The 15828-nt window shown below is 57.8% G+C and carries 16 protein-coding genes and 1 pseudogene; 10 read left to right on the forward strand and 7 right to left on the reverse strand.

Annotated elements, in window-relative coordinates; translation table 11 throughout:
• Positions 1-224: pseudogene (locus EQV93_RS06550) on the forward strand (hypothetical protein); the annotation flags it as partial.
• A gap of 5 nt (positions 225-229) precedes the next feature.
• On the opposite strand, the gene flgN reads toward EQV93_RS06550, so the two are convergent.
• Both flgN and EQV93_RS06560 read right to left on the reverse strand, forming a co-directional pair.
• Entirely contained in the window at positions 230-664 is a 435-nt protein-coding gene (gene flgN, locus EQV93_RS06555) for a flagellar export chaperone FlgN (RefSeq protein ID WP_122783610.1), read from the reverse strand.
• Positions 661-945 carry a flagellar biosynthesis anti-sigma factor FlgM gene (locus EQV93_RS06560; RefSeq protein ID WP_240891173.1) on the reverse strand — a complete coding sequence of 95 codons (285 nt, stop codon included), beginning with the start codon at positions 943-945 and terminating at the stop codon, positions 661-663. The genes flgN and EQV93_RS06560 overlap by 4 nt, the downstream gene beginning before the upstream one ends.
• Positions 946-1139: 194 nt before the next feature.
• Between EQV93_RS06560 and EQV93_RS06565 the strand changes: the two genes are divergently transcribed.
• From EQV93_RS06565 to EQV93_RS06585, 5 genes are all read left to right on the forward strand, one after another.
• On the forward strand, positions 1140-2471 hold the full coding sequence (locus EQV93_RS06565) for a spinster family MFS transporter (protein WP_122783608.1): 1332 nt from the start codon (positions 1140-1142) through the stop codon (positions 2469-2471).
• A 17-nt stretch (positions 2472-2488) separates the two neighbouring features.
• On the forward strand, positions 2489-3316 hold the full coding sequence (locus EQV93_RS06570) for an alpha/beta fold hydrolase (RefSeq protein WP_122783607.1): 828 nt from the start codon (positions 2489-2491) through the stop codon (positions 3314-3316).
• Positions 3317-3366: 50 nt separating this feature from the next.
• On the forward strand, positions 3367-5496 hold the full coding sequence (locus EQV93_RS06575; protein ID WP_240891174.1) for an oxidoreductase: 2130 nt from the start codon (positions 3367-3369) through the stop codon (positions 5494-5496).
• Between the two features lie 153 nt (positions 5497-5649).
• Entirely contained in the window at positions 5650-6333 is a 684-nt protein-coding gene (locus EQV93_RS06580; protein WP_122783605.1) for a response regulator transcription factor, read from the forward strand.
• Entirely contained in the window at positions 6311-7699 is a 1389-nt protein-coding gene (locus EQV93_RS06585) for a sensor histidine kinase (protein ID WP_122783604.1), read from the forward strand. Before EQV93_RS06580 ends, EQV93_RS06585 begins: the two co-directional genes overlap by 23 nt.
• Positions 7700-8016: 317 nt before the next feature.
• Here EQV93_RS06585 and EQV93_RS06590 read toward each other — a convergent pair whose 3' ends face one another.
• The 4 genes from EQV93_RS06590 to EQV93_RS06605 form a co-directional block, all read right to left on the reverse strand.
• Positions 8017-8352, reverse strand: coding sequence for a DUF3325 domain-containing protein (locus EQV93_RS06590; protein ID WP_122783603.1), 336 nt, complete (start codon positions 8350-8352; stop codon positions 8017-8019).
• A 1-nt stretch (position 8353) separates the two neighbouring features.
• Entirely contained in the window at positions 8354-9892 is a 1539-nt protein-coding gene (locus EQV93_RS06595) for a PepSY-associated TM helix domain-containing protein (protein WP_240891176.1), read from the reverse strand.
• Positions 9889-10179, reverse strand: coding sequence for an iron transporter (locus tag EQV93_RS06600; RefSeq protein ID WP_122783601.1), 291 nt, complete (start codon positions 10177-10179; stop codon positions 9889-9891). Before EQV93_RS06600 ends, EQV93_RS06595 begins: the two co-directional genes overlap by 4 nt.
• A gap of 127 nt (positions 10180-10306) precedes the next feature.
• Positions 10307-12565 carry a FepA family TonB-dependent siderophore receptor gene (locus EQV93_RS06605; RefSeq protein WP_240891179.1) on the reverse strand — a complete coding sequence of 753 codons (2259 nt, stop codon included), beginning with the start codon at positions 12563-12565 and terminating at the stop codon, positions 10307-10309.
• Between the two features lie 294 nt (positions 12566-12859).
• Here EQV93_RS06605 and EQV93_RS06610 point away from each other — a divergent pair, with 294 nt between their 5' ends.
• The 4 genes from EQV93_RS06610 (at position 12860) to EQV93_RS06625 (ending at position 15503) form a co-directional block, all read left to right on the forward strand.
• Positions 12860-13201 carry an FKBP-type peptidyl-prolyl cis-trans isomerase gene (locus tag EQV93_RS06610; protein ID WP_122783599.1) on the forward strand — a complete coding sequence of 114 codons (342 nt, stop codon included), beginning with the start codon at positions 12860-12862 and terminating at the stop codon, positions 13199-13201.
• Positions 13202-13258: 57 nt separating this feature from the next.
• Positions 13259-14347 (forward strand): DUF1615 domain-containing protein, encoded by a 1089-nt coding sequence (locus EQV93_RS06615; RefSeq protein ID WP_240891401.1) that lies wholly within the window; start codon positions 13259-13261, stop codon positions 14345-14347.
• Positions 14348-14427: 80 nt separating this feature from the next.
• The gene (locus EQV93_RS06620) at positions 14428-14829 is read left to right on the forward strand and encodes an MbcA/ParS/Xre antitoxin family protein (protein WP_240891180.1); all 402 of its coding nucleotides are present in this window, start codon (positions 14428-14430) and stop codon (positions 14827-14829) included.
• Positions 14829-15503: an RES family NAD+ phosphorylase gene (locus EQV93_RS06625; RefSeq protein ID WP_240891182.1), complete on the forward strand. Its 675-nt coding sequence runs from the start codon at positions 14829-14831 to the stop codon at positions 15501-15503. Before EQV93_RS06620 ends, EQV93_RS06625 begins: the two co-directional genes overlap by 1 nt.
• A 38-nt stretch (positions 15504-15541) precedes the next feature.
• Here EQV93_RS06625 and EQV93_RS06630 read toward each other — a convergent pair whose 3' ends face one another.
• Positions 15542-15766, reverse strand: coding sequence for a hypothetical protein (locus EQV93_RS06630; protein WP_240891183.1), 225 nt, complete (start codon positions 15764-15766; stop codon positions 15542-15544).
• Positions 15767-15828 lie beyond the last annotated feature (62 nt).

The following is a 15828-nucleotide window of genomic DNA, read 5'->3' on the forward strand; positions in this document are numbered from 1 at the left end:
TCCGGTCCCGCTCCGTGGGCACGCTGCGACGGGCCATCCATGGCCCGATCGCAGCTCTCCCGGCATCCATGCCGGTCGACCCACTCCGCGAAACCTCCACTCGGCCTCCCGAAGGGGCGGCAGATCAAGATCAAGATCAAAAGCAAGAGCAACTGCAACTGCACCTGCACCTGCACCTGCACCTGCACCTGCAACCTCCGGATGTTGGATCACTCTGCCCCTGATTATTTCAATACTCCGGCGCGTAAAGCTCCCCCGCCTGCGGGTCCAGTAACCGCTGGACTATATCGCTCTGCAAAGCTAATAGTTTGCCATTGCGCTCATTCAGCAAAAGGCATCGCTCTGCACCACTCACCACTTCTTTCCACGCAGTGTGTACCCGTGATCGCCTGACGGGCGCCAAGTAACCTATCAGGGTATCCATTGCCTGGCTCCCTGCGCCTAGCTGGAAGGCAGCCAACACTTTGCTGCGACGACGAGCACGCCCGCGTACAGCATCAAGCAACAGCAGAATGCTCTCATTGGCCACGTTGATTTCATCCGTGTCACGGGCCAGTAATAGCCCGTGAAGACGGGTCATCTGCTCATTGAGCAGGGCAAAATCCGTGACGTCATCCAATACATCCCGCTCAATGATGCTGAGCAGTTGATCACGCTGACTCAACGACTATCACCCTGATGATAAACAAGCATCGCTGCCGCCAATGCTGCACTGTCAGTGACCAACTCACCCGCCGCCAACGCGGATTTGAGGCTTGCGACTTTGTCCAGGTCCAGCGTTGGCAGTTGCCCCAAAACTGACTGGATCTGTTCCAGGCCTGGTTTGACACTGGTCGGGGCGCTGACCGCAGCGACGGCTTTGTCTGTGGCAGACGGGCTTTTGCCGGTGCCCGCAGGCTCGGCACATCGGCTAAAACCAGTAGCCGGCTGACGGGTAATTTCCATGATGGGTTCCAGAACCAGGAGGTATAAGAACCCAAGGCGACGCACTGCAGCTCGTACTTAAATAATTTTTCAAAAAAAATCTGCTCCGCTTTGTTCTTCCCTGCCAACCCGGTAGCTGGTCTAAATGGACGATGTACCCACGACCCTGTCCGTGGAATAACTCGATAACTAGAACAAAACCGGGAGAACCCGTTGTGAATTCATTTGTGCGCCCTACCTGGCGAACTCACTACGCATTAGGCGTATTGGCTGCCATTTACGTGTTCAATTACATCGACCGGCTGCTGATGGCGATTTTGATCGAGCCAGTGAAAGCTGAATTCGGCATTTCCGACACCGGTATCGGGCTGCTTTCAGGCGTGACGTTCGCGGTGTTTTACACGGTGTTCGGCTTTCCGCTGGGGCGCCTGTCCGACCGTATCGGGCGTAAACCCGTCATCGCGCTCAGTTGCATTGCCTGGAGCCTGATGACGATTTTCTGTGGCCTCGCCGCCAGTTTCACGATGCTGGTGGTCGCCCGCATCGGGGTGGCTATCGGTGAGGCCGGAGGCACCGCGCCGTCGATGGCGATGGTCTCCGATCTGTACCCACCAGAACGGCGCTCAACCGCCCTTTCTGTCCTGATGCTGGGCTCCAGCCTGGGCGCTATTTTTGGCTTGGGGCTGGGCGGCTGGATCGCTCAACACTACGGCTGGCGCACTGCCTTTGTGGTGATCGGCGCACCGGGCATTTTCCTCGGTTTGCTGTTGATGCTGACCGTGCGGGCGCCCAAACCGACGATGCTGGTCAATCCACGGCAAGCCGTGCAAACACATTGGGCCAAGACTATCCGCGAGCTGTTTCAAACTCCGTCTTATCTGTGGCTGGTACTGACCGGGGGATCAGCGGCCATCGCCGGCTATGCCATCGGCACCTGGAGCCCCAGCTTCCTGATCCGTTCCCACGGTTTAAGCCTGCAAGATGCAGGGTTGTTGGCAGGGGTGGCCGGAGGCGCAGGGGCGACGTTGGGCACACTCACTTGCGGCATTCTCTGTGACCGTCTGGCGCGCCGCGACAAGGGTTGGCAAATCGGTGTGCCGTTAATCGGCACGCTGATCAGTATCCCGTTTGGCCTTGCCTACTTCCTCTGGCCCGTCGGCACTGCGTTTTCAATCGGTAACACGCCAGTGCCCACAGCGTTCCTGTTTTACAGCGTGTTCAGTTTCTTCGGTACGTGGTGGGCAACGCCGTGTCTGGGGGCTATCTCGCATCTGTTCCCGGCGACTCGACTGGCGCAAGCGACCGCTATTTTCGTGATGGCCATGACCTTGCTCGGTGTCGGCGTTGGCCCGCTGTTGATTGGCATGCTCAGTGACGGCTTCGCCCATCGACTGGGCAGCGAAGGCCTGCGTTATGCCCTGGCGTCCTGTGTGTCGCTGCTGGTAGTGGCCTCGGTTTTCCTGGCCATGGCCTTGCCGCGCTACCGTAATCACCTGAACCACATCGCGCCGTCGCCCGCCCCTTTGGCGAACGCTGTCAGCGCCTGATATTTGGAGAGCCTGTAATGACTGAACAAGACCTGCCACTGCCGATCGGCCACTTCGTCACCCTCGACAACGGCCTGCGCCTGCACTTTCTCGACGAGGGCAGCGGACCGGTCGTGCTGTGGTTGCACGGCAGCGGCCCGGGCGCCAGCGGCTACAGCAATTTCAAAGGCAACTACCCCCAGTTTGTCGCCGCCGGCTTTCGCAATCTGGTGGTGGACTTGCCGGGTTTCGGGCGCTCGGACAAACCCGAAGACGTGAACTACGATCTCGACTTTTTCGTCAAAACCATCTCCGGGTTTCTCAAGGCGGTGGGTGTCAAACGCGCGATTCTGCTCGGTAACTCACTGGGCGGCGCGATCGCGCTGGGCCTGGCGCTGGCAGAACCCGAGCGTGTAGAGAAGTTGATTCTCATGGCACCGGGCGGCGTGGAAGAACGCGAAACGTACTTCAAGATGATCGGCATCCAGCGCATGGTCGAGTTGTACAGCGCCGGGCCGCTGGGCATTGAACAAATGCGTCGGATTATGAGTTTGCAATTGTTCGACAGTTCGCAACTGGACGACAACCTGCTGGCCGAACGCGTGGCCGTGGCCATCCACCAGCCACGTAATCTGTTCGCCACCATGATGGTGCCGAACATGACTGATCGCCTCGAAGAGCTGCAAGCGCCGATCCTCGGATTCTGGGGCACTGATGACAACTTCAACCCTGCCTCAGGCGCCCTGAAAGTGCTGAAGCATGCACCCAATGCCCGCTTTATCATGCTCAATCGCTGCGGCCACTGGGTTCAGGTCGAGCACCGCGAGTTGTTCAACAAGGCCTGCCTGGACTTTCTGCGAAGCTGACCGAGGCCTGAAGCTTCATCTCCATCACTTGAGCTCGGACTGAAATAACAATGACAAAATTCCCTCAGTTGCTGGCACCCGGACGCATCGGTTCACTCCAGCTGCGTAACCGCATCATCATGGCGCCAATGGGTTCCAATTTCGCTGAAGCCGATGGTCACTGTGGTGAACGCATTCAAGCGTATTACGAAACCCGCGCCAGAGGCGGCGCCGGTTTATTGATCATGGGCGTGTGCTCGGTGGCGTTTCCGGCCGGCACCGCGGAGCCCTTTCAGGTGGGGGTGTCCAGCGATGAATTCCTCCCCGGTCTCAGCCGCCTCGCTGAACGTGTTCACCAACACGGTGCGAAAATTGCGATGCAACTGCAACACGCCGGCAAGACCTCGGTGCGTGACATGGCTGAAGGTCGGCAGCTGTGGGTGCCCTCAGTACCACCAGTGCTGCAAAGCGACATGATGGCGGCCTTGACACCCGAAGAGCTGAACAACTTTGTCAGCTCCATGAAACGTCGCGCTGAAGGCTCGCCGATCCGGGTTATGGACGACGCCGACATCGCGCAAATGATCGACTGGTTTGCCATGGCAGCCGACCGAGCCAAAAGAGCCGGGTTCGACGGTGTCGAAATACACGCGGCCCACGGCTACATCATTGCCGGTTTCCTGTCCTCTTATTACAACCAGCGTGAAGACGATTATGGCGGCTCGCTGGAAAACCGTGCCCGCCTGCTGCTGGACATCATCGCCGCCGTGCGGGCCAAGGTCGGTGATGAATTTGCCGTGTGGCTGAGGCTCGATGCCCAAGAACTGCACACCCCCAACGGCATCAGTTTGCAGGACGCTCAGGCCGTGGCGCGCATGGCTGAGGCCGCTGGCGTGGATGCGGTCAGCGTATCGGCCAGCGCGCGCATCATCAGCGGCGTGGTATTTACCGAAGCGCCACTGGTGCAAAAGCCCGACGGCTTTCTGGAATGGACAGCGGCAATCAAGCGCAGCGTCAACCTGCCCGTGATTGCGGTGGGCCGTATTGAACCGCAGTCAGGCGAAGCCGCCTTGAAACGCGGCGACTGTGACTTTATCGCCATGGCCCGCAAGCTGCTGGCAGACCCTGAGCTGCCTAACAAATTGATCAATGGCCAGGAAAACACCATCAGGCCGTGCATTTACTGCTATGTCTGTGTCAGCCAGATCTTTATCAACGAACGGGTCAAGTGCGCCGTCAACCCCATGACCGGGCATGAATTTGAATACGTCATCAGCCCGGCACTCACAGCCAAACATATCGTGATCATCGGCGCCGGGCCTGCCGGCATGGAAGCGGCTCGTGTCGCGGCCCTGCGCGGGCATCGGGTGACATTACTGGAGCGCAGCGACCGTCTGGGCGGCACCCTGTTCTTTGCTGGCCTGGCCTATGCCGAAAATGCCCGGCTGCTGGACAACCTCAAGGTGCAGGTGCAGCTATCTTCGATTGATGTTCGCCTCAACACCACGGCCAGCCCTGCCCTGTTGCGCGACTTGGCTGCCGATCAGGTGCTGGTGGCGGTGGGTGCCGAACGTTCAGCCCCGGCCATTCCCGGCGCCGAGCTGGACCATGTCTGGAGCGGGGACGAATTGCGCCGTTTGATGACCGGCGACCGTGCGGATGAAATTGCCAAACGTAAACTGTCCTTCACCCAGCGCACCCTGATGAAAGCCGGTAGTTTGGCCGGTGTGACGGACAGCAGCGAAGCCTTGCAAAAACTGTCGCGGATGTGGATGCCCCTGGGCAAGCGCGTGACCATCATCGGCGGCGGACTGGTGGGGCTGGAACTGGCCGAATTTCTGCTGGCCCGAGGCCGACAGGTGACTGTGCTCGAAAGCGGCACCCATTTGGGCCGCGAACTGGCCATTGTGCGGCGCTGGCGGGTGCTGCATGAAATCCGTGTGCACGGTGGCGACCTCAAGACCGGCGCAAGTGTGACGGCCATTGACGGCAAGGGCGTGCATTATCAAATGGCTGATGGACAAGTTGCGTACAGTGAAGCCGACTCGGTGGTGCTGGCCATCGGTGCTCAGCCCAATACCGATTTACTGGATGAACTGAGCCGGGCCGGCTTACCCGCCAGCAGCATTGGTGATTGCCACAGTATTGGTTATATCGAGGGGGCGATCAGCGCGGGCCATAAAGCCGGCCGCGAAGCCTGAACCAGCAGCGGGCTGTAACCTGATTCAAACACCGAGTGGGATTTCGGCTAGCCTTTACTGTCGCTAAGCTGAACATGAAATTTTCTTAAGAAACGTTTCAGCTTTTTGTGGGCAAAATGTGCTCACCGACAAAAAGCCCACTCAGGTGAAGGTATGCCCCGCATTTTGACCATCGAAGACGATGCCGTAACGGCAAAAGAGATCGTGGCTGAGTTAAGCAGCCACGGACTGGAAGTCGATTGGGTCGCCAATGGCCGCGAAGGATTGGTACGCGCCGTCAGCGGTGATTATGACCTGATCACCCTCGACCGCATGCTCCCTGAACTCGACGGTCTGGCCATTGTGACCACCTTGCGCACCATCGGCGTCAGCACACCGATTCTGATGATCAGCGCCCTGTCCGATGTTGATGAACGTGTTCGTGGCCTGCGCGCCGGTGGCGATGACTACCTGACCAAACCCTTTGCCAGCGACGAAATGGCCGCCCGGGTTGAAGTCTTGTTGCGCCGTAAAAGCCCGGTCGACAAACACGAAACCTCGTTGCGTGTGGCCGATCTGGAGCTGAACCTGATCACCCGCGAAGCCAGTCGCGCCGAGCAGCAACTGAGCCTGCTGCCCACCGAATACAAACTGCTGGAATTTTTGATGCGCAACACCGGGCAAATCCTCTCGCGCATGATGATTTTTGAAGAAGTCTGGGGCTATCACTTCGACCCTGGCACCAACCTGATCGACGTGCACATTGGCCGTCTGCGCAAAAAAATTGATCCTCAGGGCCTGGTGCCATTGATTCGCACCGTTCGAGGCTCCGGCTATGTCATTGCCGAACCCCTCTAAGGGCTGGCGCTCCTCCAGCAGCCGACTGCTGGCGCTGTACAGTTTCTTGTTCGTGGCCTGGAGTTGCATCCTCATGGGGGTGCTGTATTACGAAGTGTCGGACTATCTGGGCAACCTGGCCAAGCACTCATTGATGCAACGCCAGCACCTGTTTTCACGCTTTCAGGGCGAGCAGCTGGACGAAGCGCTGGCCACCAGCCTGACGTTCGATATGCGCACCGTGGATGCTTACGGGCTGTTTGATGCGCAAAAGCGACCGCTAAGCGGCCCCATCCAGAGCATTCCTGAAGACCTGCCGCTGGATGGTGAAATCCATGAGTTGAGCACTTGCATCGTTTCCGATGACCCCAACCTGCCGCAAGACAGCTGCGACGCCGTAGCCACGCAGACTCACGATGGTCGCTGGCTGGTGCTGGTGCGCGATAACGGCTCACTGTTTGCTGTGACGCGGATCATTCTGCACGCGCTGTTGTGGGGTATATCGCTGACCATCATCCCCGGCATTGCTGGCTGGCACTTATTGCGCCGACGCCCATTGCAACGGGTGCGCGCGATTCAGGCCAGCGCCGAAGCCATCGTCGCGGGTGACTTGACCTATCGCCTGCCGCTGTCGGATCGACGCGATGAGCTCGACATGCTGGCCGCGATTGTCAACGCCATGCTCGACCGTATTGAGCTGTTGATGCATGAGGTCAAAGGCGTGTGCGACAACATCGCCCACGACCTGCGCACCCCGCTGACCCGGCTGCGAGCTCAGTTGTACCGGATTCAACAGCAAGCGGCAGAAGGTTCCCCTGAGGCCCTGCAACTGGAAGAAGTGATCGGTGAAACTGACACGCTGATGGCGCGCTTTCGCGGGTTGTTGCGGATTTCCGAGCTGGAAGACCACCAGCGTCGCTCGGGCTTCTTGCAACTCGATCCCTTGCCTTTACTTCAGGAACTGTACGACTTTTATCTGCCACTGGCAGAAGAAGGCCAGATCACGTTGGTTCTCGATGCTGCCGAACCGCTCCCAAGCTTGGTCGGCGACCGTGCCTTATTGTTTGAAGCGCTGAGCAACTTGTTGAGCAATTCGATCAAATTTACCCCGCCTGGTGGTGAGGTGATTTTGCGTGCAGTCAACGATGAAGGTAGCCCGCGTATTGAAGTGCTGGATACCGGGCCGGGTATTCCGGAGGCTGAGCGTGTGGCGGTATTTCAGCGTTTTTATCGGTGTGATGACACCCATGCAGGCTTCGGGCTGGGGTTATCCATTGTGGCGGCGATTGTCAGTTTGCATGGTTTTACGCTGGAGGTGCGTAACCGCGACAACGGGGGTGCCTGGTTGACGCTGCACTGTCGGCAGAGTTTGATCAATAACCTGTAAGCACTGCGAATGCTGTAGATACCCTCATCGCCACCGAGATTTTGATCTGCTTGTGATCTGCTTTTGATCTGCTTTTGATCTGCTTGTGATCTTGATCTGCCGCTCCTTCGGGAGGCCGATCGCAGCTCTCCCGGCATCCATGCCGGTCGACCCACTGCGCAGAACCTCCACTCGGCCTCCCGAAAGGGGCGGTAGATCAAGATCAAAAACCAGATCAAAAACCAGATCAAAAACCAGATCACAAGCAGATCACCACTCTCTGGCGATATCAGGTAAAACCATGTACCCGGTTTTGCGCTCAAGTGCCCCCAACCGAGCTACAACAGCATCACCCCTACAGCCCACATCGGGGCAAAACTCACGGGTAACCACACGGCCAGCCGTGGCCGGTAAGGCAGCAGCATAAGCAACGCGAAACCACTTAACGAGATCAGCCCGAACCAGCCAACCGGGCCCATCGCCCATCCCCACGCCTGGCCACTGAAGTAAAAACTCAGCGCCAGACTCAGCCAGCCGCCACCACGTAATAACCGACGCAGTCGTGGCGACGGCGCGGTATGCCAGACCTGTTTGTAGTGGCGTTCAAGCCCCTGACACAACGCCAGCATGGCGATGTAGGCACAGGCCAGCGCTGCAAAGAAATGACCCGCCATATCAGTTGCCCTCAGCCATTGCACCACTGTTACGACGCGGCACACGCACCGCCGTCGGTTGCGAGACTTTCCAGCTGGCCCACAGCAATAAAGCCCCCAGGCCCATCGCTGTCAGTTCCACGCCTGCACGGCTGGGAAGTGCCCACGGGGCGTTGACCGTCAATACGCTGAGCAACGGCAATGTCAGGCACATCACCCCCGCCACCGCCAATTGCTCACGCCAGGCCTGCATGCGCGAACGAAACAGGGCATGGCCCACGCTCAACGCCCAGATGCAAAAGAACACATTCAGTTCGGCCGCTGCGCGGTCTGTCATGCCCGCAGGCAGCAACCGATTGGCCCACAGCAGGCTGATGCAAGCCAGGCACAAACCGGCCATGACGGCTACGTTTATTGCTTCAACCAGCCGATACAGCACCTGCCCTACCCGGCCTTCACTGGCGTATTTCCGTCGACGCTTGACCGTGAACAAGACCAGGCCGCTGCCGATCATGGCAGTGCTGATCAAACCGCACACAAAGTACAGCCAGCGCATCGGGTAGCCACCAAACTGGGCGAAGTGCAGCCCGGAAATAACGCGGTGCGTGAGAACGCTGGCCCGCATGTCTGTCGGCCCGGACAGCTGTTCGCCAGTGACCCCGTTAAACCGCATACCCTGGCCCTTGGTCAGGGCGATGCGGTTGCCCAGCAGTGGCCGAATCTGGATTTCGGCAGTGCTCTGCCCGGGGTTGCTGATACTCACCCCTCCCAAGGGCCCCATCACCTCACGGGCTTTGGCCAGCAGCGGAGCCATCTGCACCAGAGGAGCAGGTTCAGCTCGTACACCGCGTGCAGCTTCGCGCACCGCAGGCGCTGCATCTTGGGCCTTGAAAAAGGCTTCACGGTTGCCATCAAACAACGCGTCCATCGCTGCCGGCATGTAGATGATCAAAAATATCGCCAGCCCGCTGTAAGTAATCATCAGGTGGAACGGCAGCAACAGCACAGCGCTCGCATTATGGGCATCTAGCCAGGAGCGCTGCCCCTTGGCCGGGCGGAAGGTGAAGAACTCCTTGAAGAATTTTTTATGAATCACGATGCCGCTGATCAATGCAGCCAGCATGCCCATTGCCAACGCGCCCACGAGATAAATGCCGATCATGCGCGGCAGGTGCAAGGTGAAGTGGAAACCGAAAAAGAACATCCCGCCTGCCGTTTCACGCACCGGCAAGACCTCGCCGGTGTCGGGGTCCAGACTCACCGAAACGCCATCACGGCGCCCGCCGGTTGAAGCCTGAAGCTGGGGCGAACGTTCGTTGGGCAAGCTGATACCCCACTGCCTGGCATCGGCCTTGTGTTCACTCAGATAGCCCAGCGCCAATTGCACTGCCTGCTCATCGCTCAGGTGGTGCGCAGGCAACTCCGGCTGCATCCAGTTATCGAGCTCTTGATCAAACACCGCCAGGCTGCCGGTCAGAAAAATCACCAACAACAACCAGCCGACAATCAAGCCGCCCCACGTGTGCAGCCAGGCCATTGATTGGGTCAGGGTCTGTTTCATCCAAGACGCTCCAGCCATTGCGGCCAAAAACCGATTGTGGCTAACGGCACCGCCAATACCGGGCCCATCCAGGCAGCCCACTGATGACGGGCAGCGAAGGCCCACAAAATAGCCAGGGTGTAGATCACAAAAGACAGCAGGCTGGCAACGATCAGCGAGTCCACATTGTCCAGCGGTAATACCCGCGCCAAAGCCGCCGTAAAGGCATAGGTAAAGACATAGCCGCCCACCAGTGCTGCCAGTGTGCGGGACAGGATCGGCAGCCAGGCCGAGGTTGCAAGTTTCATGGGTTCAATCCTTCACATGCTCTGTTTTTTTGCCTGCGCCAGATGCGACAACGGCGCGACACCCGCTACTTCAGATGTCACGCCATAAATGCCCGCACAGCCAACTGTGACAGGGCCCACCAGGGGATCAGAACGAACTGGTCACCGAGGCGAAATAAGCACGGCCCGCTTCGTTGTAGGTCTGCGCCCCGGCCTCATCCGAGTTGCCCTTGCGGTACAAGTGCTTGTCGAACAGGTTGTTGATGCCCAGGCGCACGCTCAGGTGCTTATTGAACTCATAACCACTGCTCACGCCTACCAAACCGTAGGGATCGAGCGGAATCTGTACCGATTTGTCGAGTTCTTCGTTAGCCCGGTTGTTGCGCTTGGGCGCTTCCTGCTTGCCGTAGTAGGTGCCACTGACCTGGAAGGACAGTTTTTCGGTAGCGTACCAGTCGAGCATCGTATTCAAGGTGTACTTTGGAATGATGCTCAACGGATCACCGGTTTCCTTGTCCTTGCTTTCGATCATGTAGGTCAGGTTGGTGTTCCAGTCCAGATCGTCGCGCAGGCTGACAAACAGGTTGCCCTCGATCCCTTGCACAATGGCCTTGCCACTGTTCTCCCATTGCAGGACACGACGCCCGTTGGGCAAGCGGAATACTGCTTCGTTACTGGCGTTGATCTTGTTTTGATAGTCGTTGCGAAAATACGTACCGCTGGTGCGCCACGTCCCTTTGTCGAACGCCAGGCCAATCTCTTTGTTGATGCTGATTTCCGGCTTGAGGTCGGGGTTACCCACCAGATAGCAACCACCGAGGTTCACCTCGACGGAACTGCAACCCTGGCCGCGACTGTACAACAGGTAGTTGGGGTTGGATTGATACAGGTTCGGGGTTTTATAGGCACGGGCGATCCCCCCCTTGATGCTCAGTTCATCGGTGATCTGATGAGACGCGTTGAGGCTCGGGCTCCAGTTGCCGCCGAACTCGTTATGGTGATCGAATCGAACCCCCGGCGTGACAATGGTTTTGGCACCGACTTCGATGTTGTCTTCAACGTAAAACGCATAACTGTTGGCGGTTGTTTTGGTTTGTGTGCGGTCGGTGCCTGGCAGCCCCGGGGTGCCATCCGCGCCAGGGTCCCAGCTTTGCGGACGCAACGAGCCCGGATCATTCAACGATTCGTAAAGGTATTCGCCGCCCACCGTCAGCACCTGCTCTGTGCCCATGTGCAACGGCAGGTTCACTTCACCTGTGGCCCGCGTATTGCGCAAGCGTGACTCAAACGAGCCGGCGCTTTCAGAAGGTGCGCCTTCACCATAACCGGCCAGGCCTTCATTCAAACGTGAGTTGCGGGTCAGGTCGTGCGTCAGCGACGCTTTGGTTGAGCCCCAGTCAAACACGCCATTGTGCGTCGCGGAAAAGGTGCTGCGCTGAAGCACAGAGGTTTCTTTACCGGTCAGGCTGTTAACAAAATCTCCGCCACTGTTGAGCATGGTGTCACCGGCAAAGATGTTGCCCTGACGACTGTAACTGGCCTCCAGATCGAGACTCTGCTCAGGGGTGAACTGCCAGCTGAGCAAGCCATTGACGTCTTTGTTGCGCACCCCTTCACGGCCGGCCACCACACTGTCGGGTGACGCTTGCGCGGCCGTGTTGATGCCGGGATCGTCAGCATCGGTCTTGTTCACACCGCCATACACGCGAAATACCAGATCTTCGGTGATCGGGCCGCTGAGATTGAAGTTGGTGCGTTTACTAATGCCTTCGGCCTTGTCTTCAGGTGACAGGTAATAGGCTGTCAGCGAGCCGCTGAGTTTGTCGGCGGGCCTTTTGGTGATGATATTCACCACCCCGCCCATCGCCCCGGAACCGTAGCGAGCGGCGGCCGGGCCACGCAGGATTTCAATACGTTCGACTTCTTCGGCCGGCACCCAGTTGGTTTCGCCACGGGTATCACGGTCTCCACTCCAGCCATAGCGCTGGGCGTTGCGTGAAGCAGACGGTTTGCCGTCAATCAGGATCAGCGTGTTTTCCGGGCCCATGCCGCGCAGATCGATTTGGCGGTTGTTGCCACGAGCGCCACTGGCGCTGTTACCCGTCAAGTTGACCCCCGGCTCACGGCGGATGATTTCGGAAAGATCATTCGCGGGTGGGCGCTTCTTGATGTCTTCTGCGGTGATAATCGAGACACCCGGTGCCTGTTTCAATTCTTGTGCGGCGGTGCCCAGCACACGGGTTTCTTCAAGTTGCAGTGCTTGTCTCGTCCCGTCGACCGGCAGGTCGCTGGCCTCTATCGGCACCTCATCGCGTTCGCGTTCCAGCGTGTCAGCCAGTAACGTTGGCGACGTCAGAGCGGCCAGGATAGCCAGTGAGAAATGACTGCGTTTAAATCGAGACGGCATGTCCAGTTGATCCTTAACCAGGGAGAATGCTCAGCAGGCCATAGGCTGGAAATCGCTCGCGCAGGCCCAAAGGGCACAACGTGTCTAGCTATCCCCGGCACTGCGAGAAGCTCAATGATAAAGAATCTCATTTAAGAGTAAAGCGCAAATGATACTGCTACTCATTTGCGCGATTGCAGTTTCCCAGTCTCTATGGGCTATTCCTGCAGATTAATTTCATTACAAAATGTAAAACAGCTGAAATACACCGCATCATCAACCTGACTTAACGTCCCTCTTTTGAGCTTGCCCCCCATGACCCAAGAACTCCAAATAATCGACCTGCACCGTGGCGAAGGTAAAACCGTGGTTAAAGGCGCCTTGATCACCACGCAGTACACTGGATGGCTGGCAGACGGTACGGTGTTTGACTCATCTCACGAACGTGGCAAGCCGTTCCAGTGTGTCATTGGCACCGGTCGCGTGATCAAGGGCTGGGACATCGGTTTGATGGGCATGCAGGTGGGCGGCAAACGCAAATTGCTGGTGCCCGCACAGCTGGCCTATGGTGAAAGAAGCATGGGCGCCCATATCAAGCCGAACTCAGACCTGACCTTTGAGATCGAACTGCTGGAAGTGCTGACGCGCGACGATTGAGCGCGCGTCATAAATAGGATGATTTTCAGGAGATAAGCGCGAGTGAATCGATTCTTCATGCGGTTTTTGACGCTTGCTCTATTCATAATCGTGGCGGGTTGTAGCACTCAGCCAGCGCAACCGGTGCGCTCGCCGGATCAAATACGTGCACGGATCGTACAACTGCTCCCGAGCACCGTGCAGGACCGTCAAGGTTGGGCGACTGATATACAGACCGCCTTTGCCGTCCAAGAACTGGACCCGACAGATGAAAACATTTGCTCGGTGCTGGCCGTCACTGAGCAAGAGTCGACCTTTCAGGCAGACCCACCCGTACCGGGTCTGGCGAAAATCGCACGCAGCGAAATCAACCGGCGCGCCAGCAAGCTGCATATCCCGGAATTTGTGCTGCGCAGTGCGCTGAATATCACTTCGCCCAATGGCAAGACCTATAACCAGCGCCTGGATACGGCCCGAACCGAGGGCCAACTGAGCGCGATTTTCGATGATTTCATTGGCATGGTACCGCTGGGTAAAACCCTGTTTGGCAGTTTGAACCCGGTACACACCGGCGGCCCGATGCAGGTCAGCATCGCTTTTGCACAAAAACAGGCACGCGATTATCCGTATCCAGTCACCGAGTCGATTCGTCATGAGGTTTTCACCCGACGTGGCGGCATGTATTTCGGCATTGCTCACTTATTGGGGTATCCGGTGGATTACCCACGATCGCTGTACCGCTTCGCCGACTTCAATGCCGGCTGGTACGCCAGTCGTAATGCTGCGTTCCAAAATGCTGTCAGCAAGGCTTCCGGTATCCCGTTGGCACTGGATGGCGATCTGACCATTCCTGATTCCTATGCGGTCGGTGCCACCGAACGAGCCGTTCGCGCATTAGGCAAACAGTTGGATCTCAGCGAAAACGCCATCCGCAACCAGCTGCTCAAAGGCAACAGCCTGGACTTCAACGACACGGCGGTTTACCAGCGCGTCTATGCCCTCGCAGACCGCAAAAATGGCCAGCCACTGCCCCGCGCCGTATTGCCGGGTATTTCCCTGCAAAGCCCTAAAATCACCCGTAATCTGACGACTGCCTGGTTTGCCCAGCGTGTCGATGAACGGCGGCAACGCTGTATGAACCGGGCAAAAGCGCAGCCAAGCCTATGATAAATTCAGATACGAACAATTCAGTTGAGAAACACCAGATGTGGAGTAGTGTCGATCCTAATCATTCCAAGGACAATCCTATGGGACTCGCAGCCCGACACATCGAACCCGACATCAACAGCCCGGAGGCAGGCCGCGTTGCGCTGACCTTTTTCTTCAACCTGATGCAACATTGGGGTTGCACCAAAGATCAGCAATGCACCTTGCTGGGGGCCATCGGCAATACCACCTATTTCAAATATAAAAAGCTGCCCGTCGTGCGCCTGCCTCACGATACCCTTGAACGTATTTCCTACCTGATGGGCATCCATAAATCCTTGCGCATTTTGTTCAGCAATCAGCCGGAACGCGCCTACGGCTGGGTGCACAAGCCCAATACCGCAGCGCCATTCAACGGCCAAAGTGCATTGAATTACATGCTGGGCGGTCAAGTGGTCGATCTGGCTGACGTGCGACGCTATCTCGATGGCGTACGTGGTTGATGCGGGCGGTGCTGCCCGCATGGGACAACGCATGGCGAATCATCAACAGCGCGTTCCCGCCCATCTCGGTGTTTGAGGACACCCTTGACCCGGCAGACCTTGATATCGCCTTTGCGCTTGAAAGTTTGACCAATGACCGCCTGCGCGATCAGGCGGGCTTGATCACCCGGGTTAGCCCGCAAGACCGCCTGTGTGGTGCAGGGTCCACCCCGGTGATGGCTGCGTTCACCCATATAGGTCGAGCCAGCCGTTTTACCGATGGCAGCTATGGCGTGTATTACTGCGCCAGCAGCGTTGAAGCGGCGATTGCCGAAACCTGCTTTCATCAGGAGCTATTCTGGCGCGCCACGTGCGAAGCCAGTATCGAAATCACTCTGCGCACCTACATCAATCAGATCTGTCAGCCGATGATCGATGTGCGCCGAAAAACAGCGCTGCACCACCCCTCGCCCGAGACCTATGGCACCTGCCAGGCCTTCGCCCGCCCTTTACGCGAAGACGGTGCCTGGGGGCTGCTGTACAAGAGCGTGCGGCTAAAGGCTCACGAATGCGTAGCAGCCTTTCGCCCTCCAGCCCTGTCGCTGCCGGTTCAAGGCCCGCACTTTCGTTATGTCTGGGATGACAAGCAGCAGGCCATTGCGTGGGTGTTACAGATCAGTGAAGTCGCGTTTTAAACACAACCCACACACCGGTTTAAACCAACACCGCTGTGTCACACGATGCACTGTTTGAACAATTCCTCCTTGATAATCAACAGTGCATCTTCGTAATAGCGCTCGCCCCGCGCTTCACTGAGCAACACCGAACGCACACTGCCCTCGCCTTCTGCAGGCGTGTGCTCACAGGTGAGGTAAAAATCGGCGGTGTCCGGTTTGAATTCCAGGTAATAGAACAACTCACGGCCTTCGCGGTGCCAATAGCCTATCTCTCTGCGCATGGTTATCCCTGGTCAATGTGAACCGGGCCACACAGTACCCGCATCGTCCAAAAACGCAAATC

Origin of the sequence: Pseudomonas sp. TMW22091 (genome assembly GCF_022496705.1) — a bacterium.
Lineage (GTDB): Bacteria > Pseudomonadota > Gammaproteobacteria > Pseudomonadales > Pseudomonadaceae > Aquipseudomonas > Aquipseudomonas saxonica.